The sequence below is a fragment of the Actinomyces glycerinitolerans genome, from assembly GCF_900098745.1.
Classification (GTDB): Bacteria; Actinomycetota; Actinomycetes; order Actinomycetales; family Actinomycetaceae; genus Actinomyces; species Actinomyces glycerinitolerans.
Map to the genome: position 1 here is coordinate 1 of NZ_FQTT01000001.1, position 24804 is coordinate 24804.

18 protein-coding genes are annotated in these 24804 nt (G+C 70.9%); 7 read left to right on the forward strand and 11 right to left on the reverse strand.

The features are described from left to right. Window positions 1-343, forward strand: a 343-nt coding sequence (locus tag ACGLYG10_RS00005) for an IS1634 family transposase (RefSeq protein WP_432416217.1), incomplete at its 5' end; no start/stop codon positions are given. Window positions 344-491: 148 nt separating this feature from the next. Here ACGLYG10_RS00005 and ACGLYG10_RS00010 read toward each other — a convergent pair. Next, on the reverse strand, window positions 492-3887 hold the full coding sequence (locus ACGLYG10_RS00010) for a UPF0182 family membrane protein (protein ID WP_211482949.1): 3396 nt from the start codon (window positions 3885-3887) through the stop codon (window positions 492-494). Window positions 3888-4135: 248 nt separating this feature from the next. Here ACGLYG10_RS00010 and ACGLYG10_RS00015 point away from each other — a divergent pair, with 248 nt between their 5' ends. Further along, window positions 4136-4717 carry a PPA1309 family protein gene (locus ACGLYG10_RS00015; RefSeq protein ID WP_073326928.1) on the forward strand — a complete coding sequence of 194 codons (582 nt, stop codon included), beginning with the start codon at window positions 4136-4138 and terminating at the stop codon, window positions 4715-4717. Window positions 4718-4790: 73 nt separating this feature from the next. On the opposite strand, the gene ACGLYG10_RS00020 is transcribed toward ACGLYG10_RS00015, so the two are convergent. Continuing rightward, window positions 4791-6266 carry a zinc-dependent metalloprotease gene (locus tag ACGLYG10_RS00020; RefSeq protein WP_073326929.1) on the reverse strand — a complete coding sequence of 492 codons (1476 nt, stop codon included), beginning with the start codon at window positions 6264-6266 and terminating at the stop codon, window positions 4791-4793. Between the two features lie 173 nt (window positions 6267-6439). Between ACGLYG10_RS00020 and ACGLYG10_RS00025 the strand changes: the two genes are divergently transcribed. Then, on the forward strand, window positions 6440-7690 hold the full coding sequence (locus ACGLYG10_RS00025) for a YlbL family protein (RefSeq protein ID WP_432416219.1): 1251 nt from the start codon (window positions 6440-6442) through the stop codon (window positions 7688-7690). Window positions 7691-7811: 121 nt separating this feature from the next. Continuing rightward, window positions 7812-8825: a thiamine biosynthesis protein ThiF gene (locus ACGLYG10_RS00030; RefSeq protein ID WP_073326932.1), complete on the forward strand. Its 1014-nt coding sequence runs from the start codon at window positions 7812-7814 to the stop codon at window positions 8823-8825. A 20-nt stretch (window positions 8826-8845) separates the two neighbouring features. Here ACGLYG10_RS00030 and ACGLYG10_RS00035 read toward each other — a convergent pair whose 3' ends face one another. Continuing rightward, window positions 8846-10963: an ATP-dependent helicase gene (locus ACGLYG10_RS00035; RefSeq protein ID WP_073326934.1), complete on the reverse strand. Its 2118-nt coding sequence runs from the start codon at window positions 10961-10963 to the stop codon at window positions 8846-8848. A gap of 93 nt (window positions 10964-11056) precedes the next feature. Next, window positions 11057-12199 carry an NAD(+) diphosphatase gene (nudC, locus tag ACGLYG10_RS00040; RefSeq protein ID WP_083565208.1) on the reverse strand — a complete coding sequence of 381 codons (1143 nt, stop codon included), beginning with the start codon at window positions 12197-12199 and terminating at the stop codon, window positions 11057-11059. Window positions 12200-12240: 41 nt separating this feature from the next. Between nudC and ACGLYG10_RS00045 the strand changes: the two genes are divergently transcribed. Beyond that, window positions 12241-13479, forward strand: a complete 1239-nt coding sequence (locus tag ACGLYG10_RS00045) for a cysteine desulfurase family protein (RefSeq protein ID WP_073326937.1) — start codon at window positions 12241-12243, stop codon at window positions 13477-13479. Between the two features lie 82 nt (window positions 13480-13561). Further along, the gene (locus ACGLYG10_RS00050) at window positions 13562-14329 is read left to right on the forward strand and encodes a UTRA domain-containing protein (protein WP_244542507.1); all 768 of its coding nucleotides are present in this window, start codon (window positions 13562-13564) and stop codon (window positions 14327-14329) included. A gap of 71 nt (window positions 14330-14400) precedes the next feature. Here the strand turns inward: ACGLYG10_RS00050 and ACGLYG10_RS00055 are convergent, their stop codons facing one another. Both ACGLYG10_RS00055 and ACGLYG10_RS00060 read right to left on the reverse strand, forming a co-directional pair. Continuing rightward, window positions 14401-16419 (reverse strand): PTS sugar transporter subunit IIABC, encoded by a 2019-nt coding sequence (locus ACGLYG10_RS00055; protein ID WP_073326938.1) that lies wholly within the window; start codon window positions 16417-16419, stop codon window positions 14401-14403. A gap of 14 nt (window positions 16420-16433) precedes the next feature. Next, window positions 16434-18188: an alpha,alpha-phosphotrehalase gene (locus tag ACGLYG10_RS00060; RefSeq protein ID WP_073326940.1), complete on the reverse strand. Its 1755-nt coding sequence runs from the start codon at window positions 18186-18188 to the stop codon at window positions 16434-16436. 292 nt (window positions 18189-18480) lie between these two features. On the opposite strand from ACGLYG10_RS00060, the gene mnmA reads away from it, so the two are divergent. Continuing rightward, entirely contained in the window at window positions 18481-19599 is a 1119-nt protein-coding gene (gene mnmA / locus ACGLYG10_RS00065) for a tRNA 2-thiouridine(34) synthase MnmA (protein ID WP_073326942.1), read from the forward strand. A 28-nt stretch (window positions 19600-19627) separates the two neighbouring features. Here the strand turns inward: mnmA and ACGLYG10_RS00070 are convergent, their stop codons facing one another. From ACGLYG10_RS00070 to ACGLYG10_RS00090, 5 genes are all read right to left on the reverse strand, one after another. After that, complete coding sequence (locus ACGLYG10_RS00070) at window positions 19628-20443, reverse strand: hypothetical protein (RefSeq protein ID WP_073326943.1); 816 nt, start codon at window positions 20441-20443, stop codon at window positions 19628-19630. Beyond that, window positions 20443-21207, reverse strand: coding sequence for an ABC transporter ATP-binding protein (locus ACGLYG10_RS00075; RefSeq protein ID WP_073326945.1), 765 nt, complete (start codon window positions 21205-21207; stop codon window positions 20443-20445). Before ACGLYG10_RS00075 ends, ACGLYG10_RS00070 begins: the two co-directional genes overlap by 1 nt. Then, window positions 21204-21599, reverse strand: coding sequence for a GntR family transcriptional regulator (locus tag ACGLYG10_RS00080; RefSeq protein WP_073326946.1), 396 nt, complete (start codon window positions 21597-21599; stop codon window positions 21204-21206). The genes ACGLYG10_RS00075 and ACGLYG10_RS00080 overlap by 4 nt, the downstream gene beginning before the upstream one ends. Before the next feature lie 1321 nt (window positions 21600-22920). Beyond that, complete coding sequence (locus tag ACGLYG10_RS00085; protein WP_073326948.1) at window positions 22921-23943, reverse strand: electron transfer flavoprotein subunit alpha/FixB family protein; 1023 nt, start codon at window positions 23941-23943, stop codon at window positions 22921-22923. A gap of 33 nt (window positions 23944-23976) precedes the next feature. Then, window positions 23977-24756, reverse strand: a complete 780-nt coding sequence (locus ACGLYG10_RS00090) for an electron transfer flavoprotein subunit beta/FixA family protein (protein ID WP_073326949.1) — start codon at window positions 24754-24756, stop codon at window positions 23977-23979. Window positions 24757-24804: the final 48 nt, after the last annotated feature.

Genomic DNA, 24804 nt, shown 5'->3' on the forward strand with positions numbered 1-24804 from the left:
CCCCGCCACGGTGATGCCCGCCGGTGAGGTGATCGCCTCCTACCACGAGCTGTGGCACGTGGAGCAATCATTCCGCATGAGCAAGCACGACCTGCGGGCCAGGCCCGTCTTCCACCACACCCACGACGCCATTCAAGCCCATCTCACCGCGGTGATGGCATCCCTGGCCGTCGCCCGCCACCTACAAGCCGCCACCGGCATCAGCATCAAACGACTCGTCCGCGAACTGCGGCCCCTCCAGGAAGTCACCATCACCATCAACGGCCACCAAATAACCGCCCAGCCCCAGCTCACCCAGACCGCACAGCAAATCCTCAACAACCTGAACGCCGCAGGGCACTAAACTGTCAGGACTCAGGTCCGACACCTGCGATTGCCGCCGGTATCCGCGCATCACTTGAGCCGGCGCCTACGAGATGAGGCTGGAACGGCCGGCGGGGAGAGGACATGCGTCCTCTCCCCGCCGTCACGCGGACGTCCGTGTCAGCCGCTCACCCCTGGGCGTCGAGCTGCTGCTGGGCGGCGACCGCCCGGTTCAGCGCCTCGGTCAGCCGGTCCTGGGCGTCGCCGTAGGCGGTCCAGTCCCCGTCCTGCATGGCCTGCTCGGCGTCGTCCATGGCGGTCTGCGCGTCCGACAGGGCCGTGGACAGGTCGGCGGCCGGATCGCCGGAACCGGTCGGAGCGGTGCTGGCGTTTGCGTCGGCGGTCGCCTCCGGCGTGGCCGCCGCACTCGCCTGCTCGGTCGGCGCAGCGGTGGGCACGGCCTGGTCGGCGCCTTCTTGGGCCTCCGCCGAGGTGTCGTTGGCGGCTGCGGCGTCGCCGTCGACGGCCTCCTCCCCGGTGGTGGCGCCCGAGTCGCCGCCGAACACCTGGTCCAGCGCCTCGGACAGGGTCTCGGCGAAGCCGACCTGGTCGCCGAAGGAGACCAGCACCTCGCGCAGCAGCGGGTACTGCGTGCCGGAGGAGGCCTGCACGTAGACCGGCTGGACGTACAGCAGTCCGCCGCCCACCGGCAGGGTCAGCAGGTTGCCGCGGATGACCTCCGAGCCCTGCTGCGAGAGCAGGTTCAGCACCTGGGAGACGGTGGCGTTGGAGTTGAAGTTGTTCTGCACCTGCCCGGGTCCGGAAACGTTCGATGAGCGTGGCAGTTCCAGCAGCCGCAGCTTGCCGTAGTCGGGATTGCGTCCGCCGTTCTCACCACCGGCGGTCTCGGAGTCCACGGCGAGGAAGCCGGTGAGCACGTTGCGGTCGGTGTTGCCGCCGATGATGTAGACGCTGGACAGGGAGAAGGTCGCCTCGTCCTGGTCGGGCATCTTCAGCGTCAGGTAGTAGGGGGCCTGCGCGTCGTCGCCGGACTTGGTCGGGTCGTCGGGCACCTTCCAGAAGTCGCCGCCGGAGTAGAAGTCCTCCGGGTCGGTGACGTGGTAGTTGGCCAGCACGGTGCGCTGCACCTTGAACAGGTCCTCCGGGTAGCGCATGTGCGCCATCAGGTCGCTGCTCATCTCGCTCATCGGGGTGACCGAGCCGGGGAAGACCGCCTTCCAGGCGGCCAGGATCGGGTCGTCCTGGTCCCACTCGTACAGGGTCACGGAGCCGTCGTAAGCGTCGACGACGGCCTTGACCGAGTTGCGCACGTAGTTGGACTCCTCTGGGGCTCCCAACAGCGCGGACTCGGAGGTCGCGTCGCTCATCGTGTCCTCCAGCGACTCGTGCTGGGAGTACGGGTAGTTGTTGGTGGTGGTGTAGCCGTCGAGGATCCACACGACCCGCTTGGGGGTGGAGGCGTCGTCGTCATCGTCAACCACCGCCGGATAGGGGCTGCCGTCCAGGGTGAGCCACGGGGCCACCTCGGCGACCCGGTCCGCGGGGTTGCGGTTGTACAGGATCTGTGACCCGCTGCGCACCTCCTGGGAGAACAGGATGTTCATCTCCTGGAAGCGCACGGCGTACAGCAACCGGTTCCAGGGGTTGGACACGTCCGGGCCGCCGTCACCGGTGAAGGTGGTGTTGACCTGACCGGACTCGGCCGCATCATCGGGGTAGTCGAGCTCGCGCGGGTTGCCGCCGTCGTCGCCCCCCACGATGGAGTACGACGGCGAGGCCTGGCCGAAGTAGATGCGCGGCTCGTACTCCCCCAGGTCACCGACCGAGGGGATCCCGCCCTCCCAGAAGGAGGGGTAGCCGCCGGAGGCGACGGTATTGCCGTAGGCAGTGACCACGCCGTAGCCGTGTGTGTAGACGGTGTGCTCGTTGACCCAGGTCCGCTGGTCGGCGCCCAGACCGTCGAGGTTCAGCTCGCGCACTGCGATCACGGTGTCCCGGCTGGTTCCGTCGATGTTGTAGCGGTCGACGTTCAGCGAGGACGGGAAGGAGTAGTACTGCTTGTTCTGCTGCAACTGCCGGAAGGTCGGGGAGACCAGGTTCGGGTCCAGCAGGCGGATCGACGTCGTGGACTCGGCATCCTCCAGGAGCTGTCCGGCCTCGGCGGTGGTCTTGGCGTCGTAATTGCTGGTTTCGATGTCATCAAGCCCGTACGCGGTGAGTGTGGCCTTGATGTTGCGGTCGATGTAGGCCGCCTCCTCCCGTTGCGCGTTGGGATTAACCACGAATCTCTGGATAACGGCCGGGTAGGCGGTACCGATCAGCAGCGCCGAGACGATCATGACGGCGACGCCGGTGATCGGCAGCCGCCAGGAGCTGGTGCGCACGGAGAACAGGAACAGCAGTGCCACCACCACGCTGATCGCGGCCAGAATCGCGCTGGCGGGGATGGAGGCGTTGACGGTGGTGTAGCCCGCCCCGTCGAACTTCGAGTTGGAGGCGTACAGGGCGGAGTAGCGTCCCAGCCAGTAGGAGCCGCCGCGCAGCAGCGCGAACAGGGCCAGGAACACCGTCATGTGGATGCGGGCCGCCCGGGTGAAGTGCGGGGTGCGGGACACGGAAATGCCGCCGTACAGGTAGTGGACCACCACGGAGCAGATGCCCGCGAACACCACCACCCGCGTCAGGTAGGACACCACCAGTTGCAGTACCGGCAGGATGAACACGTAGAACGACACGTCCAGTCCGAACTGCGGGTCCGTGGTTCCGAAGGACTGGGCATTTAGGGCGAGCAGCACCTCCCGCCAGCGGGGAGCGACGTCCCAGGCCGAGCTGATCAGGGCCAGCACCGCCGGCACGATCCACGTCAGCTGCCGCTGCATGGGCTCAACCGCAGAGCGGTAGGCCTCCAGGTTGCGGGTCGCCTCATCCCGCGGCAGGCCGATCTCGCGAGCGCGGTACGCCAACCGTATGGCCGCGAAGACGGCGAAGAACATAATGACGAAGCCGATCACGAACATGGCGCCCGCGGCGATCCACTGGGTCCAGATCACCCGGGAGTAGCCCAGCTGGCTGAACCAGAGCACTTCCGTCCAGGTGCGTGACAGGAACCCGATGACGATGGCCAGCAGGGCGAGGATGCCGATGGTCAGCCCCAATGGCCCAGGGCGACGGCGCCCCCCGGCCCCGTTTCTGCGGACAGGCGGGGTGGCGGAACCCGAACCGCCGCCGGGACGCCGATGCCGCCGCGGCACGCCGCCCGCGGCGCTGCGTTGCCGGGAGGCGCCCAGGCCGAACAGGGCGGAGGGGTCAAAGGCCGCGGCGAAGGGACCGGACTCCTCGGGCTCGTCCGCGTCGTCGTCCCCGGTGTCGTCCGGCTCGTGGGGCGACGACGACGTCCCCGCGCCATCGCTCGCGCCGCGGCGGATGAACGGGTCTTCAGGGCTGTCGGACTGGAAGAAGCCGCCGCGTACGCGGTCATCGCGGCTGCCAGTCTCGGAGGAGTCGGCGGAACCGGACTCGTCGTCGGGCTTGTCGATAGGATCGTCGTCGGGCCTGGTGCTCACGCTCACGCTCCGTGTCGTTCCGTGTCATTGTGCGTGCGCACTGGGCGCACAGCGGCCGGCGCCGGTGGCGCCACCGCGGCCCATCGTTGCACAGGTCACGTCGACCTCACAAAATTCAGTCCATCCATAGGTGTCGCTGCGCCGGCTCTAAGCAACGGCGGCTATTTCACGCGGGTACGTAGTCGCCCATTTGCGGGGCCGCCGGGCCGCTGCGATCCCCAACCGGTGGGTGATGAGACGATGAGGTCATGAGCGATCAGTTGCCCCCGACCACCTCCCCCAGCGCGACCACGCCACGCCAGGCCGCCCTCGTGCGTCTTGTCGCCCAGCTTGAGGAACATGTGGCTCGGGCCGGCTGGGACGCGCCCGTCGGCGTCTTCGCGCTGGTGCGCACGGCGTCCGCGCTGGAGCAGGACCCCGCCCTGGAGCGGATGCTCGATGCTGCCGCGCTCGCCGAGGCCCGTACCGACCCGGAGGCGCTGACTGCGATCGAGCAGGGGGACCTCCCACCCGCGAACAGCCTGGAGGAGCTGTTGGCGGGCATCGTCTGGCCGGATGAGGTCGATGGCACGGCCGTGGCCACGGAACGCGTGGTACTGCCCGCCGCGGCGGAGCAGGCGGCGGCAGCGATCGAGGACCCGCAGGAGCGCGCCACCTACCTCATGTCCCGGCCGGACCGGGATGACGTGCGCATGGTCGTGGGCGTGCTGCGCTCCGGGGAGTCCTGGTGCGCCGTGCGCGCCCGCTCGCATGACTCGGCCGGCGAGGTAGCGGGTGGTGCCGATCTGGTGCCCGGCCTGGTGGAGGCGCTGCGCCGCACGCTGCAGTAGCCGCGCCGCCCGAGCCGGCACCATCGCGACCGGCCTCAGCGGCAGCGGATATTGCTACCGACCTCGGCGAGTCTCAGGCGCCGGGTTCGTCAGCGGAGTCGTCGCCGGGGTCGTCGTCGGAGCGGTCGGTGTCCTGGCCCCCGGGGCCGGCGTCGGCATCCTTGGCGCCGTCGGCGTAGCCGAGCGTGCCGTCCAGCAGCGAGGCCAGGTCGGCATCCATCTGTGCATCCATCTCCTGGGCGGCGCGCCGCATGGTCAGGAAGTCGTCGGGGTGTGCCAGTTCGGCCGCCGTCGGCACCACGTCGGGGTGACGCCAGAAGGCGTCCCGCTCGGCATCCCCCAACTCCGCACCCAGCTTCTCCCACAACCGGGCGGCCTCGCGCACGCGCCGGGGCCGGAACTCCAGGCCGATCAGCCGGGAGAAGACCTGCTCGGCCGGCCCGCCCTGGACGCGGCGGCGGCGCACCATCTCACGCAGCGCGACGGCGAGCGGCAGGTGGGGGGCCAGGGCGCGGGCGGATACGACCTCGACCCACCCCTCGACCAGCGCCAGCAGCGTCTCCAGGTTCTCCAGGGCCTCCTTCTGCGCGTCCGTCTCCTGCGGGGCGAACATGCCCGACTCCAGGGCCGCACGGATGGCCTCGGGATCGTTCGGATCGACCTGGGCAACCGCCTGCTCGACGGCGTCGACGTCGATGACGATGCCGCGCGCATAGGCCTCGACGGCGGCGAGCAACTGGCTGCGCAGCCAGGGCACGTGGGCGTACAGGCGGGCGGCGGCGGCCTCCCGGACCGCCAGGAACAGCCGCACCTGCTCGGCATCCGCCTCCAGTTCGGCGGCGAATGCGGCCACATTGGTGGGCACGAGCGCGGTGCCGGGCTCACGGGTCAGGGGCAGGCCGACGTCGGTGGCGGCCACCGCCTCTCGCCCGAGCTCGCCGATGGCTTGGCCCAGCTGCAGGCCGAAGGCGGTGCCGGCCATGGAGCGCATGAGTTTGCCCAGCGCACCCATCTGGGCGGCCGCGGCGTCGGAGTCGGACAGTCGGCCGATCTGGTGCTCCAGGGCGTCGGCGAGCGCGGAGGTGGCGGCGTCGGCGACCGGGGCGCACACGTCCTTCCACACGGGCAGGGTGCGCTCCACCCACTGGGAGCGGCTCCAGGCCTCGCGCGGCCCCGGGGCGGGCATGAAGTCGGTGGCGGCGTCGAGCCAGAGATCCGCGACCGCCAGAGCGCTGCGGGTCTGCTCGGCCTCGGCGGCGGTGACCACCGGGTCGCCGTCGCTGCGGACGGTACGCAGGGCCAGGTCCTGCCCCATGTTCCAGTTGACGGCGCCGGTGCCCGCACCGGTGAACAGCTGCTGCATCTGTGCCTGCAGACCGCCCAACTGGGCCGGGGTGAGTTTAGACAGGTCTCCCATGCCGCTCATTTGTGCCAGCTGGTTGGGGTCTACGCCGGAGGCCCGCAACGCGCCCACCGCGTCGGCCGCCATCTGTGGGCCGAACATGGCGGCGAGCATCTGCTCGATCTCCTCGAAGGGGTCCTCGCTCATGGGTTCCTCTCGGTGATTCCGGCGCGTGTGCGCCGCTGCCCGGGCCGCGGGGCGGCCGCCTGGTGGAAACACCCCGATCATGTCATCCATTCCTGTGGGCGGCCACGTTCCACCGCGGATCCCCAGCCGGGCATAGGCCGACGGTCGCGCGCTTCTCAGGAATCCGGGTCATGATGACCCCCGTGACGCAACGCCCTTCCGACACCCCCGACGCCGACGCCTCCACCGAGGCCGCCCCGGAACCCGACTCGCCAACCGCCCCCGCCGAGGACACCGGCGCTGCCGGCGGCCAGGCCGGCTTCCGGCGGATCTTCCGCGGCCGCCGCCGGGCCCGGCTGCTAGCCGGCCTGGCGGTGGTGGTGGCACTCGTGGTGGCGGGCGCCACGGTACCGATCAACAAGGTCATTCAGGCGCCCGGCCCCACCTGGAACGTCCTGGCCGACACCTCCGACGGCGCCGACCAGGACCTGCTGACCGTCACCGGCACCGACACCTATGACACCACCGGCGCCCTGCGCATGACCACCGTGTCTGTCTCCGGCTGCCCGGGCTACCCGGTCACCTTCTTCATGCTGGTGGACGCCTGGCTGAGCAGCGACAAGACCGTCCTGGACCGGGACCAGGTGTGTCCGGAGTCGCTGACGGCCGAACAGGTCGAGGAGGTCAACCAGGCCCAGATGACCAGCTCGCAGGACGCCGCCGTGGTCGCCGCACTCATGGAGACGGGCCAGGCCAGCCGCATGATCCTGACCGTTGCGGGCACCGCGGACGAGCAGGCCGGCGTCGGCGTCCAGGCCGGCGATGTACTGGAGTCGATCACCACCGCCGACGGCGAGACGACCACCATTACCTCCTATCCGCAGCTGCGGGAGTTGATGACCACGATTCCTCCGGGCACGCCCCTGACCCTGCGGGTGGACCGGGATGGCACCGACGTGGACGTGGAGCTGACCACCATCGACCCGCAGGACGCCGACGGGGACGGCGAGCCGGATTCGGAGGGGTCGCTGCTGGGGCTGAGCCTGTCCGCCCGGGCCGACTCCGACGTGGAGGCCTCCTTCGGCCTGTCCGACGTGGGCGGTCCCAGCGCCGGCACCATCTTCGCCCTGGGCATCATCGACGAGATCACCCCCGGCGACCTGACCGGCGGCAAGGACATCGCCGGCACCGGCACCATTGCCGTCGACGGCACGGTCGGCGCGATCGGCGGAATCAAGCAGAAGATGGCGGGCGCGCAGCAGGACGGGTCGGACTACTTCCTGGCTCCGGCCGCCAACTGCAACGAGGTGGTGGGCAACGTGCCCTACGGCCTGGAGGTGTATGCGGTGGGCACACTGCACGAGGCGGTTCGTACGGTTGAGGCAATCGCCGACGACGACACCTCCGACCTGCTGACCTGCGAGGCCGTGCTCGCGGGCGACTGAGCCCGCTCCCGGGGAGGTTTTCCACAGGTCGCCCGCCCCGGCTGGCGGGCCTGCGGGGGCGGTGCCATGCTGGAGCCGATGCCGTCGGCGCCGGTGCCGGCGGGGGCAGACAGGAGCACCCATGCGTATCCGCGGCCACTCCCCCATCCTGTGGCGCGCCCCCGGGGAGACTCAGATCGGGGCCGAGCCAGGGCACGCCACGATCCTGTCGGGGCTGACCAACGCGGAGCAACTGCTGCTCGACCGGCTGCCGGAGGAGATCCGGCCCGCCGGCATCTACCGCGCCGCCCGCTGGAGCCGGGTGCCGCTGGAACGGGCGCGCGAGATCGTGCGCGAACTGCGCGAAATCGGCATTATCGACGCCTCCCCCGAAGCCACGGACGACGCCGACACGCTCTACTGGGACCGGCTCGCCGTCGACGCGGCCGAGCGGTCCGCCATGCTGCGGGCGAGCAGCGTGGGGCTGCTGGGCGGTGGGAATCTGGCCCGGGAGATCATCCGCCTGCTGGTGGAGGCCGGGGTGGTGACCATCCTGCCCGACGACGAGGCGCTGGCCGACTGGGCGGCCGACCTGTCCCCCGCGGTGCGTACCCGGGCCCCGCTGGACCTGCGTCCGGACGTGGTCGTCTCCCTGAGCGGGCACGTCGTCGACCCGATACGCTCCCGCGACCTGGCGCGGGCGGGCATCACCCATCTGCCGGTGGTGGTGCGGGAGGTGAGCGTGCGGGTGGGGCCGTTGGTGGCCGAGCACTCAGCGGTGTGCACCACCTGCCTGGACCTGTGGGCGCGGGACGCCGACCCCTGTTGGCCGGCCCTGGCCACGCAGCTGCGACTGCTGCCGGCCCCGGTGTTGGAGCGACTGCTGCTGCATCAGGCGGCGGCGCTGGCGGCGCGGGCGGTGATCGACGTCGTCACCGGGCGCGGGCCGCTGTGGGAGGGACGCAGCGTGGAGCTGTCCGCGGCCGATCCCGCGGGGGTGGAGCGGCACTGGCGGCCCCACCCCGACTGCCTGTGCAGTCGGCTGGCCGTAGGACCCACGGGCACGGGGGACGCTAGCGATGCGCCGGAGGCGGTCGGCGACCCCGCCGACGCGGATGGTTTCTCCTCCTTGGAACTAGAGGCGTACCGGCCCTAGAGACGTGAACGGGGCGCGTGCTACTCCCCGGCGCCGAACTCGCGCACGATGCGCAACACGTCGGGCCCGTACTCCTTGAGTTTTACCGCCCCCACTCCCCGGATCAGGGACAGCTGGGGCAGCACGGCGGGCTTGACGATGGCGATCGAGCGCAGGGTGGCATCGGCGAACACGGTGTAGGCGGGCTTGGACGCGTCCTTGGCCACCTGGGCCCGCCAGGCGCGCAGTTGTTCGAACAGGGCCACGGTGGCCGGATCGTTCTCAGCCTCGAATTCGGCGGCGGCCTGCTTGGCGCGGGCGCGCGACCCGCCGCCGGCGCCGGAGCGCCGACCGGCGGGCCCATCGACGTCGGTGGGCCAGATACCGTCTAGGAAGCGGGAGGGCTTGCGGGAGGCGCGGCCGCCGGGGTTGCGGGCGCGCGCATAGGAGATGACCAGGTGTTCGCGGGCGCGGGTGACGCCCACATACAGCAGGCGCCGCTCCTCCTCGACCGCGGCGGGCCCCTCCGCCAAGGAGATCGGCAGCAGCCCCTCGCAGGCGCCGATCAGCAGCACCGCATCCCATTCGAGTCCCTTGGCGGCGTGCAGGGAGGACAGGGTGACGCCGTCGACGGTGGGGGCGTTCTGGGCGTCCGCACGGGCGGCGAGTTCGGCCACCAGGCCGTCCAGGTCGGTGCCGCGCCGCTCGCCGAGCTGGTCGGCCAGTTCTACGATCGCGTTCAGGGAGTCCCAGCGCTCGCGCAGGGCGCCACGGGTGGCGGGCGGCTGCTCGCTCCAGCCCTCCCGGGCCAACACCATGCGGGCGTCCGCGCCCGGATCCCCGGTGAGCTCGGCGCGTTCGGTGCGGGCGGCGGCCCGCAGCAGCACCATGGCGCGCTTGACCTCCTCGCGTTCGAAGAAGCGCTCCCCGCCGCGCACCAGGTAGCCGATGCCGGCGTCGGCCAGCGCCTGCTCAACCACCTCGGACTGGGAGTTGGTGCGGTACAGGACAGCGATCTCCGACAGCGGCACACCGGCCGCCTGGAGCCGCTGCACCTGGGCGACCACCCCGGCGGCCTCGGTGACGTCGTCGTCGTAGGCCTCGAAGCGCACCGCGGGGCCGGAGGGCCGCTGCGCCTGGAGTTGCACCGCCCCGGCGGGCAGGGCGAGTGCCCCGGCGCCGCGCCGCGAGCGCGACAGCACCCGGTTGGCCAGGGACACCACCTGCGGGGTGGAGCGGTAGTCGCGGGTCAGCCGCACGGTGCGGGCGCCGTCGTAGCGGGAGGCGAAACCGGTGAGGTATTCGGGGGTGGCGCCGGTGAAGGAGTAGATGGTCTGGGACACGTCACCGACCACGCACAGTTGGCGGCGGCGCCCGAGCCACAGGTCCAGCAGCCGCTGTTGGAGCGGGGAGACGTCCTGATACTCGTCGACCACGAAGTGCTTGTACTGGCCGCGGATCTGGGCGGCGATGTCCTCGCGATCCTTAAGGATGCCGACCATGAGCAGCAGCACGTCCTCGAAGTCGATCACGCCCCGCTCGGCCTTGACCTCCTCGTAGACGGCCAGCAGCTGGGCGACGGTGGCCGGGTCGAGGTCACCCACCCCGACGCGGCCCTGGGCGGCGGCCGCCTGGGCGTAGTCCTCCGGGAGGGTCATGGTGACTTTGGCCCATTCGACCTCCGCGGCCAGGTCGCGGATCAGGGCCCGGTCCGCGGACAGGCCCAGGCGGTGGGCGGCGGTGCCGACCAGGCGGCCCTTGTACCGCTCGATCTCGTGGCGGCGCCCGCCGATGGCGGTGGGCCAGAAGTAGGTCAGCTGCCGCAGGGCGGCGGAGTGGAAGGTGCGGGCCTGAACCCCGGGCACACCCAGGTCCGTCAGGCGCGAACGCATCTCCCCGGCGGCGCGGGCGGTGAAGGTGACGGCCAGGACCTGGGTGGGCTGGTAGGCGCCCACCGCCACCCCGTGGGCGATCCGGTAGGTGATCGCCCGGGTCTTGCCGGTACCGGCGCCGGCCAACACGCACAGGGCCCCCTCCAAGTGCTCGGCGACCTGCCGCTGGTCGGGGTCGAGGGCGTCGAGCAGTTGGGCGGGGGTGGGCAGGGCGCCGGGCGTGCCCGCAGAGCGCGGGGCGTCGGGTGCCGGGACGTGGTCGTTCATCACCGCCCAGCCTGCCACGCCGGGCCGACACGATTGACCGGCGCGGCCCGGGCCGACCGTGGTGGCCCGGCCTCGGCACGCGCGAGCAGGCGTTCAGCCGATGGGGCCGCCGTACCAGTCCTCGATCAGCATGCGGGCGATGGAGGTGGGCCCGGGCAGGACCACGGTGCCGGCGGCGATGGCGTCGGTGAGCTCGGCGCGGCTGAGGACCACCGCGTCGGTGACCTCGGCGCCGTCGGGGCGGGCCAGGTGCTCGCCGGGGGCCAGGCGGGCCCGGTAGCCGAGCATGAGGGAGCGGGGGAAGGGCCAGGGCTGGCTGGCGACGAACTCCACACCGGCGACCTTCAGCCCGGTCTCCTCGGCGACCTCGCGGACGACGGCGGCCTCGGCGGCCTCCCCCGCCTCCACGAAGCCAGCGACGGTGGAGTAGCGGTGGTGGTCCCAGGTGGCGCCGTGGACCAGGACGATGCGGTCGGCGTCGTCGGTGACGGCCATGATGACTGCGGGGTCGGTGCGGGGGAAGTCGAGGGCGCCGCAGCTGGTGCAGCGGCGGGCCCAGCCGGCCTGCACGATCTGGGTGCGGCCGCCGCACAGGGGGCAGAAGCCGGAGCGGGCGTGCCAGGCGGCCAGGGCGCTGGCGGGGGTGGCCAGGCCGGCGTCGTGGGCGTCCAGGTCGGCGCCGACGGCCCGCAGCGCGGACAGCGGGTAGCGGTCCAGGACGGCGCTGAGGGCCGGGTGGGGGTGTCCGGCGCCCTCGGCGTCGGTGGGTGAGGTGACGTCGTCGGTGGGGACGACGACGGCGAGCCAGGCGGCCCCGGCGGCGTCGCCGGTACCGGTGCCCTGCTCGCGCCCCAGGTAGAAGCAGGTCAGGCCGGTGACGTCGAGGTCCGCGGCGGTCAGGGGCGCGAGCCGGGGACGGGCGTCGGAGGAGGCGGTGCGGCCGGACCGCCAGACGGAGGCGTCGCGGTCGTGCGGTGCGGCGGGAGTGAGGCCGTCGTCGGGCAGGTTTGCGCCGATGGCCGGGGCGTCCAGGGCGATGCGGCCGCGGGCGTCCACCAGCAGCAGGCGGGTGGCGGGGTCGGCGGCGAGCGCGGCGATAAGGCCGGGCTGGCTGCGGCGGGAGGCGTCGCGGTCGGTGGTCGCCCGGGACAGGGAGCGGGCCACGGCCCGGGACGAGCGAGTCGGGGCAGGGACTTCCGGGTCGTCAGGGACGGCGGGCTGGGGCGTGGAGGTCATGGGGGCAGCCTAGGCGCGGGCGGGGCGGATACGCTGCCCGCATGAGTTCCGGAACCGCCGCCGCACGCGTCTACCTCGACCATGCCGCCACGACGCCCGTGCGGGCGGAGGTGGCCGCGCAGGTGGCCCAAGACCTGGCCGATGGCCTGGGCGGGTGGGCGAATCCGGCGGCGCAACACGCCTCGGGACGCCGGGCCGGGGCGCTGTTGGCGCAGGCGCGGTCCCGGCTGGCGGCGGCGCTGAACGTGGACCCGCACGAGGTGATCTTCACCGGCGGTGGCACGGAGGCGGACGCGCTGGCGGTCGCCGGTCGGGTGCTGGCGGCCCGTGCCGCCGGAGTGGAGCGTCCGCGCGTGGTCACCTCCCCGATCGAGCATCCGGCGGTGCTGGACAGTGCGCGCACCGCGGCGGCGCAGTTGGGGGCCGAGCATGTGCAGTTGCCCGTGGACGGCACCGGGCGGTTGGAGGCCGGTGCGCTCGAGCCGGCGCTGGCGGGCGGCGCCTGCCTGGTGAGCGTGATGGCGGCGAACAACGAGACCGGCCTGGTACAGGACCTGGCCGGGATCGTGGCGGCGGTGCGCGCCGCGACCGGCACCGACCGGCCCGGCACAGACGGGTACGTGCCCGTGCACACCGACGCGGTGGCCGCGGTGGGCCGGATACCCCTGGACTTTCACGGGTGGGGGCTGGATGCGCTGTCGCTGAGCGGGCACAAGCTCGGCGCGCCGGTCGGCGTCGGCGCCCTGGTCGCGCGGCGAGACTTCTCGCTGGTGGCGCCGACGGGGGGCGGGCGCCAGGAGCGGGGGCTGCGCTCGGGCACACAGGACGTGGTCGGGGCGCGGGCGCTGGCGCTGGCAGTGGAGCTGACCGTGGCCGAGCGGGCGGCGGAGGCGACGCGGCTCGAGGCGCTGCGGACGCGCCTGCTGACGGGGGCGACGGCGCTGGCGGGCGTGCACGCGACCCTGCCCGATGGCGCGGCGCATCTGCCGGGCACGGCCCACCTGTGGGTGGAGGACGCTGACGCCGAGGCGCTGCTGATGGCGCTGGACATGGCGGGCATCGACGTGTCCGCCGGGTCGGCCTGCCATGCGGGGGTCTCCCGGCCGAGCCACGTGCTGCTGGCCATGGGCTACGGGGAGGAGGCGGCCCGGGCGACGCTGCGCTGCTCCATGGGGCGGGAGACGCGCGCCCAGGATGTGGAGCGCCTGCTGGCGGCCCTGCCCGACGCCGTAAACACCGCCCGCCGGACCCGCCAGCGGCGGGGCGCCCTGCGCGCGTAGGCGGTTCACGCCGGGGCGGGCGCATAGGCTAGCGTCACCCGGCGCCCCAGCCGTCCAACACCCGACCGGAGGAGAGCACACCGTGGCCGCCTCTCAGCCCCCGCGCCAACGCGAGCATGCGCACGTGCCGAAGTATCAGGAGATCTACGAGTTCCTGCGCACTCGGATAGAGGACGGCAGCTTCCCCTTCCGTTCCTTCCTGCCCAGCGAGAACCGGCTGAGCGCCGACTTCGCCACCACCCGCCCCACGGTGCGCAAGGCGGTACAGTACCTGGGCTCGCAGGGTTACGTTCAGCCCATCCACGGCAAGGGCATCCAGGTGATCTACCGCCCTCGTTCGACGTCTCTGTTCTTCCTGTCCGGCATCGAGTCCCTGGCCGAGGCCGGCAGACGCATCGGCATCACGGTACGCACCGTGCTGCTGTCCGCAACGGTTGAAACCATTACCGACTCGGTGGCACAGGCCTCCGGCCTCACCGCGGACGCGCAGGTGCTGTACCTGCGCCGGCTACGGCTGCTGAACAACCGGCCCGCCATCATCGACCACAACCGGTTCCTGCGCTCGGTGGTCCCCGACATTCCCCGGGAAGCCGCGGAGACCTCCATCTACGCCTACCTGGAGAACGAACTGGGGGTGCATATCGCCACGGCCTCGCGCATGATCACCATCGAGGGGGCGGACGAGTTGGACCGCCGCCACCTGGACCTGGGCGGCCTGGACTGCGTGGGGGTTATGGAGTCGCTCGGCTTCGACTCTGGCGGGGTGCCGTTCGAATACACCCGCTCCCACCACGTCCCGCAGACCTTCGGCTTCGTCTCTGCGGCGCAGCGGCTGCCCGCCCAGCGGTGACGGCGTAGGCCGACGGCCCGGTCGGCGCGCACACAACGCGCGCCGACCGGGCCGCCAGGGGGCCGAGCTCGTCAGCGAGCCACCGGCTCGCGGTTGCCCAGCCGCACCTTCTCCACCGTGCGTTCGGTCTCGAAGTCGGACTCCTTGAACCCGAAGAAGTAGGTGGCCAGGAAGGACACGGCCAGGGTCACGAGCGAGGCGATCCAGAAGCCGGTGAAGGAGCCGTCAAGGCCCGCCGGGTTGACGAAGGACGGGAAGCCCACGAAGGCGCCGGTGAAGCCCCACATGTTGACGTCGAACAGGCCGGTGAGCAGGCCACCCACGGCGCCGCCGATGGAGGCGGTGATGAACACGCGCCCGTACTTGAGGTTCAGGCCGTACATGGCGGGCTCGGTCACCCCGCACAGGGCGGAGATGGTGGCCGGGCCGGCCAGCTGCTTGATGCGGGGGCTCTTGGCCTTGACCCACAGTGCGAGCGCGCCGCCGCCCTGGGCGATCATGGAGGCGGAGACGATGGCGTTGAGCGGCGAGTAGCCGGGGTCGGCGATCTGCTGAGAGATGATCGGGATGACCGCCCAGTGCAGTCCGAAGATGACCAGGCACTGGTAGAAGCCGCCGATGAGGAACCCGGCCACCGGGTACGAAAGGCTCAGCACCCAGCTGACGGCCTGGGCGATGCCACCGGAGATCGTCATGACGATCGGGCCGAACACCACCAGCACCAGGGTGGAGACGATGAAGATCTCCAGCAGCGGGGCGAAGATGGAGCGCACCACCGCCGGGATCCACTTCTTCAGCCACGGTTCGATCTTGCTGGCCAGCCAGGCGGCCACGATGATCGGGAAGATCGAGTAGGCGTAGGCGTTGCCCTCGGGCAGGGAGACGGGAATGCCGAAGAAGTCGGAGTTGAAGACCGTCCGCCCGATCCGGGCGATCACGTGGTAGTCCTCCGCCGAGGAGTCGGCCATGGAGACCACCGACGGGAAGGTGAGCACGCCGCCGATGATGGCGACGATGATCGGGTCCGCGCCGAGTCGGCGGGCCGAGGTGAAGCCGATGATGATGGGCAGGAAGTAGAACATCGACGAGGCCATGGCGTCGATGAAGGTGTAGGTGGAGGTGCCGTCGTCCACCACGTTGAACTGGGTGAGCAGCGCCAGGATCCCCTTGAGGATGCCGGAGGCGGCCAGCACGCCGATCACGGGGATCATGGAGCCGGTGATCACGCCGATCAGGGAGGAGAAGCCGTACTTGACCCAGCCGATGGGCGTGGTGGGCCTAGGTGCCGCCGGGGCCGCCTCCGCGTCGTCGGCCCCCTCGGCCAGGCGGGGCACCTGCTTGACGATGGCGTCGTACACGTCGCCGACGGTGGCGCCGATGACCACCTGGTACTGGCCACCCGCACGAGCGACGTCGATGACGCCCTCGGTCCCGGTCACGGCGGCGTCGTCGGCGAGGGATTCGTCCTTCAGGTAGAAACGCACCCGGGTGATGCAGTGGATGACGGAGCGGATGTTGTCGGCCCCGCCCACCCCGGCGATGATGTCGCGGGCGGTGGCGTCGAAGCCGGTCAGGCCGTCGTCGGTCGTGGCCGCGGGGAGGGACGAGTCGGCTGCCTTGAGCGCGGCGGCGGCCACGCTCGCGCCGGCCTGCGCCTCCCCCTCGACTACCTGTAGCCCGGCCAGGGCCTTGGCGGAGTTGGTCACGGCCACGATGGTGGTGGTGTCCTTGCCGGCGGCGGTGATGGCCGCCAGGTCCATGGTGCCCAGGGGCTGGCCGGAGCGGACCTCCTGGCCGACGGCGGCGGTGAGGCGGAAGGGACGCCCCTCCAACTCGACGGTGTCGACCCCCAGGTGCAGGAGCACCTCCAGCCCCTCGGGGGTGGCGATGCCGACGGCGTGGCCGGTTTCGGCCACCATGGTGATGGTTCCGGAGACCGGGGCGACGACGTCGCCGGAGGTTGGGGCCACGCCGAAACCCGCTCCGAGGGCCCCGGAGGAGAAGACCGGGTCGGGTACATCGGCGAGGGCGATTATCTTGCCGGAGACGGGCGCTACCAGCGCCGTATCCGAAGCAGATGCTGGGGACATGCGGAGAGCTCCTCTCAGAGCCTGGTCGTAGTGCGGATGATGATGGCCAGTGCCTCGTACGGGGACAGAGTCATGACGGGGCTGAGCGGCCGTGTGGGGTAGTTCCCGATGAGCACTTCTCCGGTGAGGAACTCATTGGGAACCTCGACCGTGGTCGGGTGACCACGGAAGCTGGTGATGACGAGCAGGCGGGCAGCGTCGGCCTCGTCAACGGTGGGGCCCGCGGCGTCGGCGGATGCGCCGGGCCCGGGTGTGGGCAGGGTGCGGATGTAGGCGAATACGTCGGGGTTGTCGAGCTCCCAGGGGGTGTAGTCGCCCTCGGCGATCACCGGCTCCGTCTTGCGCAGTTCCACCAGGCGGCGGTAGTAGGGCAGGATGCGGCCGCCCGCCTCCTCGGCGGCGACGTTGATCGCAGTCGCGTTGGTGGGGCGTAGCCACGGGGTGCCGGTGGTGAAGCCGGCGCCGGCGGTCGCGTCCCACTGCATGGGGGTGCGGGCGTTGTCACGCGCCTTGGCGTGGACGATGGCGAAAGCGTCCGCCTCGCTGTGCCCAGCGGACACCAGCTCGGCGTAGGCGCCCAGGGCCTCGACGTCCACGTAGTCCTCAATGCGGGTGTAGTCAGGATCGGTCATGCCGATCTCCTCCCCCATGTAGATGTAGGGGGTGCCGCGCAGCAGGTGGATGGCGGTGGCGAGCATGGTGGCGGACTCGTAGTGGTAGCGGTCCGGGTCGCCGAAGCGGTTGATGGCCCGGGGCTGATCGTGGTTGTTCCAGAACAGGGCGTTCCAGCCGCCGCCGGCCTGGAGGCCGAGTGCCCAGTCGTTGAGGATGTGCTTGAGCGCGGGAATGTCCGCAGCGGCCAGGGTCCACTTCTGACCGTCGGCGTAATCGACCTTGAGGTGGTGAAAGTTGAACACCATCGACAGCTCGCGCCGCGCGGGGTTGGTGTAGTCGACGCAGGCGGCGATGGAGGTGGAGGACATCTCCCCCACGGTCACGGAGTCCGGGTCCTGGCCGAAACTGGCCCGGCACAGTTCGTGCAGGTAGTCGTGCACGAGCGGCCCGTCGGTGTAGACGAGGCGGTCGTCGGTGCCGGCGGGCGCGTCCGCCAGGGGCTCGGTCTTGCCGATGAGGTTGATGACGTCGAAGCGGAAGGCTCGCACGCCGTGGGACCGCCAGAAGTTGATGACCTCCGCCGCGCGGGCGCGCACCTCGGGGTTGTGCCAGTCCAGGTCGGCCTGGCCGGGGTCGAACAGGTGCAGGTAGTACTCCCCGCCGCGCGGGCGGCCGGTTTCGTCCACGGGCCCGAAGGGCGCCCAGGCGGGGCCGCCGAATTTGGAGACCCAGTTGGTGGGCAGGATCGGCTGCCCCGTCGGGCCGTCACCGCGGGCCGGGCGGAGGTAGAAGTAGTCGCGGTAGCGCTGCTCGCCGGCCAGGGCCCGCTGGAACCACTCGTGCTCGGTGGACACGTGGTTGAGCACCATGTCCAGCATGGGGCTGATGCCGTGCTCGGCCAGGGCGGCGACGAGCTCGTCGAAGTCCTCCATGGTGCCCATCGCCGGGTCCACCGCGCAGTAGTCGGCGACGTCGTAGCCGTTGTCACGGCCCGGCGAGGGGTAGAAGGGGTTGAGCCAGACGTAGTCCACGCCCAGGGAGGCGATGTAGGGGACCTTCTCGAGGATGCCGCCCAGGTCACCGACGCCGTTGCCGGTGGTGTCCTTGAAGGACTTCGGATAGACCTGGTAGACGACGGCGTCGTGAAAGCTCATGGGTTGCTCCGGGATCATTCACGCTGCCGCTCCCATGCGGCAACTTGTATATACAAGTAGACACCGCGGTCGGGATCATGGCAAGTCGAGACAGCCAGGTGTGACGCAGGTCCCTGCATCCCTCGTCCGTGGCCGCCCCCACGCATCGACCCCGGCGGGAATCGACTGAGGCGCACGGATGTCCGACGGTTGCGCAGTGTCCAGCCCAACAGCCCACATCCCCTTCCCCGGCGGTATGCTGCAACCCGCCCATCCGGGCAGCGAGAGAACCGAAGCGGTGGAAGGAGCACACGTGCGCGTACTGGCAGCCATGTCCGGCGGAGTCGATTCCGCCGTCGCCGCCGCGCGCGCCGTCGAGGCCGGTCACGAGGTCGTCGGCGTGCACATGGCGCTGACCCGCAACCGGGCCGCCACGCGCTCCGGTGCCCGCGGCTGCTGCTCCATCGAGGACGCCGGCGACGCCCGCTGGGCGGCCGAGATCCTGGGCATCCCCTTCTACGTGTGGGACCTGTCGGAGGAGTTCGAGGAGCGGGTGGTCGCCGATTTCCTGTCCGAGTACCGCGCCGGCCGCACCCCCAACCCGTGCGTGCGCTGCAATGAGCGGGTCAAGTTCGACGTGCTGCTGGAGCGCGGCCTGGCGCTGGGCTTCGACGCCGTCGTCACCGGTCACTACGCCCGCCTGCGCGGCGGCGCCGTCGCCGGCCGCCCAGGTGAGGCGAACACCTTGGAGCTGCATCGGGCCGCCGATGCGGCCAAGGACCAGTCCTACGTGCTGGCCGTCTCCGGGCGCGAGGGACTATCGCGTGCCCTGTTCCCCCTGGGGGATGCTCCTTCCAAGGCGGCGGTGCGGGCCGAGGCCGAGCGCCGCGGCCTGCCGGTGGCGGATAAGCCGGACTCCTACGACATCTGCTTCGTCGCCGACGGCGACACTCGTGGCTTCCTGCAGCGCAGCCTCGGCGCTCAGGAGGGCAACATCGTCTCCCCCGACGGCGAGGTTCTAGGCACCCACGGCGGCTACTTCGGCTTCACCGTCGGCCAGCGCAAGGGCCTGGGACTGACCCGTCCCGCCGCCGATGGCCGCCCCCGCTACGTAATAGAGACGCGCCCGCGCACCAACGAGGTCGTGGTCGGTCCCGCCGAGCTGCTGCGGCGCACCGTTGTGGACGGCAAGGACCTGGTACTGCTGGACTCTCCCGATTCGCTCGCCGACGGCGTCGGCCGGCAGGACGTGACCGTACAGGTGCGGGCGCACGGCCGCCCTGTGCCTGCGGACGTGACCGTGGATGCCGCGGCCGGCACGCTGCACGCGGTGCTGCGCCAGCCCCTGCGGGGCCTGGCCGCCGGGCAGAGCGTCGTCGTCTACGGCGGGGACGACGGCGGCCGGGTGCTGGCCCAGGCGACAGTCGCCTGAACCGCACACCCGGCCGCAAAGCCGCCGTTCAGCGCAGGGAGGTGTGGTGCTCGATGGAGCGCACGCCCCACGTTCCGAGCGCCACCGCCAGCAGCGGCCACACGGCGATGAATCCCAGCCCCAGCAGGGTCGGGTCGCCGCCCGTGCGCATCGCCTCAATGAAGTCCGGCAGCATCCATGTATTCACGATGTCCCCGGACGGAATCCCCATGCTCACGGGCACGATCAGCAGCAGTAGCAGCGAGAGCACCTGCGCCGCCAGATACAGTCCCACGAAGCCGATCACGGGCGCGCCAAAGCCGAGGTGGTTCCAGCGTCCTTGCGCCCCGATGCTCATAATCGCGGACACGCACACGATCACGCAGGCAAGCTCCACGATCATGTACACGACGAAGCCGATCACCCAGCCGGTGCCGAAGAAGTCCAGCATTTCCCGCACGGGTTGGAGCAACTCACCGAGGCCGATTCCCTGAGCCCGTGCGGTCACCCACGCGGTCACCAACAGGCCGACTGCGGTGAAGCACGTCGCCACCAGGCCGGCCGCGAAGGCATACAGGGTCTTGGCGGCGTACAGCAGCCGCCCGCGCACCGGGATCGCGTGGGTCAGGTAGCCGCGTGAGCCGTACATGGACTGCCAGTACTCGACCGCGGTGTGGATGAGCACCACCGGTATGGCCAGGCCGAAGGAGATTACCCCGCCCAGTGTCCCGAAAACGTTCAGTACCGGCAGGTTCAGGAACGTGACTCCGAGGAAGACCAGCCCGAATACCGTCCAGATGCCGAGCATCTTCAGGTGTATGGGGGCCAGGAACCGGATCTCCTCATTCAACAGTGTGCGCAGCATCAGCGGTACTCCTTCCTAAACAGGGCGTCCAGGCTCATGCCGTGAGCCTCACGCAGGTCATCGGCGTCGCCGGCGAGCAGCAGGCGTCCGTCCTTGAGGAAGACGACGGAGTCGACGATCGGCTCCACGTCGGCGATCAGGTGGGTGGAGATCACCATCAGTGCCTCGGGGTCGAAGCCCTGCAGGACGCCGCTGAGGATGACGTCCCGCGCGGCGGGGTCGACCCCGGAGATGGGCTCGTCGAGCAGGTAGACACTGGCGCGGCGCGCCATGATCAGGCTGACGCGTAGCTTCTCCCCCATGCCCTTGCTCATCTCCTTCAGGCTCCGGTCCTTGGGCAGGCCGAAGAACTCCACCAGTTCGCGGGCGCGGTCGGCGTCGAAGTCGGAGAACAGCCGGGAGAACATGGCTATGGCCTGCTCGGCCTTGAGTTCCGGCGCCAGGAAGTCGGCGTCGGGAAGGAAGGCGACCAGCGCCTTGGACTGCGGTCCGGGCACGTACTCACCTACACGCACCTGGCCGTCGTACTCCGACAGCAGGCCCGCCAGGATCTTCAGCAGGGTGGTCTTGCCCGAGCCATTGGAGCCCATGAGGCCGACGATCCGGCCGGCCGGCAGGTCCAGGGTCAGGTCCGCCAGCGCCGGGCGGCCGCGGTAGGCCTTGGTCAGGTGCGCCACCCGGATCAGTGGGGCGGCACCGTCGGGGACGGGGACGGCGGTGAAGCGCGCTGCGGGCGACGGCGGAGCCGATGAGTGCCGGTTCATGATTTTTCTCCTGTGTCTGCCTGGGGCATGGCGGGACGGGCGTTCCAGCGCTCCCGCAGGAGGGCGGATGCCTGCGCCAGATCCATGCCGACGGCGGTAAGGGCGGTGATGAAGGCGTCCGTGGCGTCGGTGGCGAGCTCGCGGCGCACGGCGTCGACGACGGCGGTATCCGTGGTGACGAAGCGGCCTGCGGTCCGTTCGGTGCTGGTCAGGCCGGTGCGATCGAGTTCGGCGAGGGCGCGTTGGACGGTGTTGGGGTTGACGCCGGATTGCGTGGCCAGTTCGCGCACGCTGGGTATCCGGGTGCCGGTCGGCCAGGCGCCGGTGACGATCCGCAGGCGGAAGTCGTCGACCAGTTGCAGCCAGATCGGCCGGGAGCCGTCAAGATCCACGGGGCCTCCCCTCTTGATGGGCGGACGAATGTGCTCATGAGCGCAGCGAACAGGCGACCGGAAGGCCATCTGTATTACTGCACTAGTACAGTGACACATGCGGCATGCGGAAGTCAACAAGCTCCGTCCCGGCGCGCCGACCAGCCCTACGCCCACCGCGGTTGTGCACAGTGCGCTACTCCGCCATGTCTGGCGCTTCGTGTTTGTGGGTGTGGATGAAGGCGGGAGTCGGTTCGCCCGCGTGCTTAGCGTTGACGTCGTCTACTACGCCGGTTCGGGGTTCACTACGCCGGTTAGGCGTCTGCTGAAGGGTTCTGAGCCCTTCAGCAGAGGTCCACCCGGCGTAGCAGACGCCGAAAAGGCGCAGCAAAGGCCGAAGGGGCGTACCCAATGATCGGGCCCTGGCCTTGTCCCCACTGGCTCTACGCCCGCGACGCCGCCCCACCCCGGATGCTCGCACCACCAACCTCCACACCCCCTACGAAGAAACGGTTCGCCGTCAGGCACACAGACTCCTCGCGCTCGGAGATGTGGCGGGCCAGGAGCGGCGGCCGGCCGGGCGGTGGTGGACGCGCGCGCCCCAGTGGCGCACAACACGGCGCGACGGACGGAAGCTGGGCCGGAGCGTGCGCGCTAGGTCCTGTTGTGTGAGTGCTTGGGTGGCGGTGTGTGGCTGTTGAGCCTGTCAGTTGGACCCCTGTTCCCCGGTTGGACCCCTGTTCCCCGGTTGGACCCCTGTTCCCCGGTTGGACCGCCGTAGCCGCCGGTTACAGCGGTCCAACCGGGCGTGAGGGGTCCATCGGGGCGTGAGCGGTCCAACCAGGGCGGCGCAAGACCCACTCGCCCCCTCGGCTGCCGACAACCAGGTCCCCAACACCGCGGGAACGCCCTGCGCACAACAATCTTCACCGAGCACACGGGCTAGCCCGCCCGGAGGCACCCACATCGCCAGCACCGCCCCACCAGCACAAACGACTTACACAACACGACCTTGCCACGACGTGCCAGGCACGGCGGCCCGTACGTTCAGGTCAACGTCCGCGTATCCAGCCCGACGTCGGCCCGAGGACGTCCCCGCCAGCCCGGCGACGGTCCTCTGACCGGCCAGAACGTCCTCAACAGCCCGAGCACGACCACCTTGCCGACCGGCTCGCCCCCGAACACAACCACCTGCGGCACCTAACCACCACACCCACAAACACGAATAGCCCCATAACTACCGACCTCAGCACGTAACTTCTACCGATCGCGGCGCATGAAGCCGCCCCGCCTCGGAACGAACCGGGACGGGGCGGACCGTCGGAAGTACAGCAGGTGACGCTCAGCCGCGCAGGCGCGCCAACTCCTCAACCAGCTGGGGCACGACCTCGGCGACGTCGCCGACCACGCCGTAGTCGGCCATCTCGAAGATCGGGGCCTCGGAGTCGTCGCAGATGGCGACGATCGTGCCGGCACCCTGGATGCCACTGGTGTGGTGGACGGCGCCCGACACGCCCAACCCGATGTACAGACTGGGGGCGATGGAGACACCGGTCTGTCCCACCTGGGCGGAGCGCTCGATCCAGCCCTCGTCGCAGGCCACGCGGGTGGCGCCGATGGCGGCGTCGAGCGGATCGGCGAGGGAGTGCACCAGGGTGACGTCGCCGTCGGTGCCGCGCCCCATCACCACCACCCGCTGGGCCTCGGACAGGTCGGGGCCCGCGGCGGCGTCGCCCACCTCTCGGGAGACGACCTTGACGGCCGCCGCCTCGGCGCTGAGCGGCACCTCAAGCGCCTCCACGGCCGGGACGTCGGAGCCGGCCGCGCTCGGTGCGGATGCCGCGGCACTCGGGTGCACGGAGATGACCGGGGTGTGGTCGGCCTGCGCCGAAACGGTCATGGTGGTCGACCAGGTGCCGGACAGCACCAGCTTGGAGGCGTGCAACTCGCCGTCGACCACGCGCAGGTCGCCGACGTCGGAGGCGCAGGCCGAGCCGAGCAGCACGGCCGCCCGGCCGGCGATCTCCTTGCCGCGGTAGTCGGCCCCGACGAGCGCGACCGCGGGGGCGACGGAGCCCACGGCCGCAACCACGGCGTCGGCGGCGACGGCGGCCACGGTCTCACGGCCGCCCAGGTCGGCGGTGAGCAGGCGGGTCGCACCGGCGGCTGTCAGCGCAGCAGCGGTATCGGAGTCGATGTCGCCCGCCACGAGCGCGACGACGTCGCCGGCGGTCAGCCCCCGGGCCGTGGACACCAGACCGAGGCCGGCACCGGTCGGGGCGCCCTCGCCGGTGCGGTCCACCAGAACGAGCACGGGCGCGTCGAGACGGCCGCCGGGAGCGGTTTCGGAGGTGATTTCACTCATGATTACTCGTCATTCCTTCCGGGTTGTTCCCGCTCACACGAGCTCGTGGTCTACCAGCCAGGCGGCCAGGTCGCGCCCGGCCTCACCGGCGTCGGTGCGGATGATGCCGGCCTCACGGGCGGGCCGCTCGGTGAAGTCGATGACGGCGATGCTCGGCTCGCCGGCGGGCAGGCCGAGGTCGTCAAGATCCCAGACGTCCAGCGGCTTCTTGCGGGCGGCCCGCATGGCGGCGAAGTTGGGGTAGCGCGGCTCGTTGGCCTGGTCGGTGACGGACACCAGCGCGGGCAGCGGGGCGGAGAGCACCTCGCGCACGGTGCCGGCGGAACGGGTGATGGTCGCCTCATCGGCGCTCACCTCCAGCGATCCGGCCAGGGTCAGCGCCGGCACGTGCAGTGCGGCCGCGAGCGCGCCCGGAAGCATGGAGGTCATGGCATCCAGCGAAGCCATGCCGGTGATGACCAGATCCACGTCACCCGGCCCGGACTCCGCGCCCCCGATCTTCGACACGGCCGCGGCGAGCGTGCGGGCGGTGGTAGGTACGTCGGCGCCCACCAGCGCGTCGTCGCTGACGACGACGCCGGAGTCGGCACCCATCTGCAGGGCACGGCGCACGCCGTCCTCGGCGTCCTCGGGACCCATACACAGGGCGATCACCTCGCCACCCAGGTCCTCGACCAGGGCCACCGCGGCCTCGACGGCGTTCTCGTCCAGCTCGTTGAGGACGTCCTCCTCACCGCGGACCAGGCGCCCCTCCTCCATACGACGCTCGGACTGCACGTCAGGGACGTGCTTGATGCAGACGACTATTTTCATGCGTACAAGGTTGCCATATCGCGCCGCCGTCACCGGTGAGCGCTCGGT

What these genes read in the sequence shown, in the direction of transcription:
- ACGLYG10_RS00015 (WP_073326928.1), top strand. Translation starts at nt 4,136, where the DNA reads ATGAGCGATCAGTTGCCCCCGACCACCTCCCCCAGCGCGACCACGCCA.
- ACGLYG10_RS00020 (WP_073326929.1), bottom strand. Translation starts at nt 6,266, where the DNA reads ATGAGCGAGGACCCCTTCGAGGAGATCGAGCAGATGCTCGCCGCCATG.
- ACGLYG10_RS00025 (WP_432416219.1), top strand. Translation starts at nt 6,440, where the DNA reads ATGACCCCCGTGACGCAACGCCCTTCCGACACCCCCGACGCCGACGCC.
- ACGLYG10_RS00030 (WP_073326932.1), top strand. Translation starts at nt 7,812, where the DNA reads ATGCGTATCCGCGGCCACTCCCCCATCCTGTGGCGCGCCCCCGGGGAG.
- ACGLYG10_RS00035 (WP_073326934.1), bottom strand. Translation starts at nt 10,963, where the DNA reads ATGAACGACCACGTCCCGGCACCCGACGCCCCGCGCTCTGCGGGCACG.
- nudC (WP_083565208.1), bottom strand. Translation starts at nt 12,199, where the DNA reads ATGACCTCCACGCCCCAGCCCGCCGTCCCTGACGACCCGGAAGTCCCT.
- ACGLYG10_RS00045 (WP_073326937.1), top strand. Translation starts at nt 12,241, where the DNA reads ATGAGTTCCGGAACCGCCGCCGCACGCGTCTACCTCGACCATGCCGCC.
- ACGLYG10_RS00055 (WP_073326938.1), bottom strand. Translation starts at nt 16,419, where the DNA reads ATGTCCCCAGCATCTGCTTCGGATACGGCGCTGGTAGCGCCCGTCTCC.
- ACGLYG10_RS00060 (WP_073326940.1), bottom strand. Translation starts at nt 18,188, where the DNA reads ATGAGCTTTCACGACGCCGTCGTCTACCAGGTCTATCCGAAGTCCTTC.
- ACGLYG10_RS00070 (WP_073326943.1), bottom strand. Translation starts at nt 20,443, where the DNA reads ATGCTGCGCACACTGTTGAATGAGGAGATCCGGTTCCTGGCCCCCATA.
- ACGLYG10_RS00075 (WP_073326945.1), bottom strand. Translation starts at nt 21,207, where the DNA reads ATGAACCGGCACTCATCGGCTCCGCCGTCGCCCGCAGCGCGCTTCACC.
- ACGLYG10_RS00085 (WP_073326948.1), bottom strand. Translation starts at nt 23,943, where the DNA reads ATGAGTGAAATCACCTCCGAAACCGCTCCCGGCGGCCGTCTCGACGCG.
- ACGLYG10_RS00090 (WP_073326949.1), bottom strand. Translation starts at nt 24,756, where the DNA reads ATGAAAATAGTCGTCTGCATCAAGCACGTCCCTGACGTGCAGTCCGAG.